Source organism: Variovorax glucosi, assembly GCF_051216695.1.
GTDB lineage: Bacteria > Pseudomonadota > Gammaproteobacteria > Burkholderiales > Burkholderiaceae_C > Variovorax.
In genome coordinates, this window is record NZ_JBPJZE010000462.1 from 1 (window position 1) to 1,000 (window position 1,000).

The 1,000-nt window shown below is 66.6% G+C and carries 2 protein-coding genes; both read right to left on the minus strand.

From position 1 onward, the window contains the following. Nucleotides 1-109 precede the first annotated feature (109 nt). The gene (locus ACSFA3_RS26530) at nt 110-478 is read right to left on the minus strand and encodes a Bug family tripartite tricarboxylate transporter substrate binding protein (RefSeq protein ID WP_435508266.1); all 369 of its coding nucleotides are present in this window, start codon (nt 476-478) and stop codon (nt 110-112) included. A gap of 59 nt (nt 479-537) precedes the next feature. Further along, nucleotides 538-894 (minus strand): cupin domain-containing protein, encoded by a 357-nt coding sequence (locus ACSFA3_RS26535; protein WP_426391626.1) that lies wholly within the window; start codon nt 892-894, stop codon nt 538-540. Nucleotides 895-1,000 lie beyond the last annotated feature (106 nt).

The window sequence follows — 1,000 nt, forward strand, 5'->3', positions numbered from 1 at the left end:
CAGGCTTGGCCTTTGCCTTGGCCACGAGGTCCTGCACGTTCGTGAAGTGCGAAGGCGCGGTCACCAGCACGTTGGGCAGGCTCGCCATCGGCGTGATGCCGGTGAAGTCCTAGATCGTGTCGTACGACAGGCCCTTGTATATCCACGGGTTCACGAGATGGCCCGCCGAATGCACCAGCAGTGTGTAGCCGTCGGCTGGCGATTTGGCCGTGATGGCCGCGCCCAGCGTGCCGCCCGCGCCGGGCTTGTTGTCGACGATCACGCTCGTGCCCAGCGCGGGCCCGAGCTTTTCGGCCACGAGGCGCGCGACGATGTCGGTGCCGCTGCCTGCCGTGAAGGGCACCACCAGCTTGATCGGTTGCGTGCCTGGCCACGCGCCCTGCGCCAGCGCGCCGCTGCTGCCCAGCGTGCAGGCCGCGAATGCCGCGGCCACGGTAAGGGCCTGCCGGCGGCTCCAGGGGAATGTCTTGTTCTTCATGCGTCTTGTCTCCGTTGATTTGTTCGATGAGCGATGAATGACCGAAGGGCGCGCGAGCGCTAGGCCGGTGGCGCGTTCGGCATCACCAGCGCCACCAGCACCGGCCGGTTGCTGCGGTTTTCCAACTGGCGCTTCTCGCCGGGCGCGAAGCGGCAGCTGTCGTACTGCTCGAGCACGTCTTCCTGGTGTGCGCCGTCGAGTTCGCCGACCACATGGAGCTGGCCTTCGAGCACGAGGTAGAGCTTTTCCATTGGTGAGCCATCGAGGCCTGTGTGGCCGCCGGGAAGAATCTGGCTCATGCCCATCCACATCTGCGTGGAGGGGCCGGCTTCCTTGCCCTGCAGGCGCAGGCAGCGCATGTCGAAGTGGTTGGGCGCTTCGTAGTGCGGCGCTTCGTTGAAACGGGTCACGTGCATGGCGGGGGTTCCTCGCGGTTTCAGGGGTGCAGCACGACGCGGTCGGTGCTGCCCGACAGCACCAGCCGGTAGGCCTCGATGGCTTCTTCGAGCGCGAAGTGGCGCG